1 protein-coding gene is annotated in these 578 nt (G+C 62.5%); it reads right to left on the reverse strand.

Translation table 11 applies throughout. The features are described 5' to 3' along the window. Positions 1 to 578: potassium-transporting ATPase subunit KdpA (locus tag DBR24_RS33450; RefSeq protein ID WP_256591772.1), on the reverse strand; the 578-nt coding region annotated here is incomplete at both ends.

The raw sequence follows: 578 nt of genomic DNA on the forward strand, positions 1-578 counted from the left end.
CGACGGCGACGTTGTTCAGCGCCGGGTTAGGCTGATATTCGGCCCACAGCGAAGTCGCGCCACCGATCAGGAACAACGCCAGCATGCAGGCGATGATCGCGCGGCTTTGACGCAGGTCTTTGACGTAGTGACCGAAGGTGAACACCAGTGCCACCGGGATCAGAATGATCGAAGACACCTCGAACAAGTTGCTCCAGGCGCTCGGGTTCTCGAACGGGTGCGCCGAGTTCACGCCGAAGAAGCCACCACCGTTGGTGCCCAGTTGCTTGATTGCAATCTGGCTGGCCGCCGGGCCGAGCGGGATCACTTGATCAACGCCTTGCATGGTCACCGCATTGACGTATTGCGCGAAGGTCTGCGGCACGCCCTGCCACACCAGATACAGCGCCAGCAGCAGGCACATTGGCAGCAGGCCGTAGAGGGTGGCGCGGGTCATGTCGACCCAGAAGTTGCCGAGGGTCTTGGTCGACTTGCGGCCGATACCACGGCACAGCGCAACCAGCACGGCCAGACCGGTGGCGGCGCTGACGAAGTTCTGCACGGTGAGACCGACCATCTGGCTCAGGTAGCTGAGGGTC

The sequence above is a fragment of the Pseudomonas sp. HMWF006 genome (assembly GCF_003061205.1).
GTDB classification, from domain to species: Bacteria; Pseudomonadota; Gammaproteobacteria; order Pseudomonadales; family Pseudomonadaceae; genus Aquipseudomonas; species Aquipseudomonas monsensis.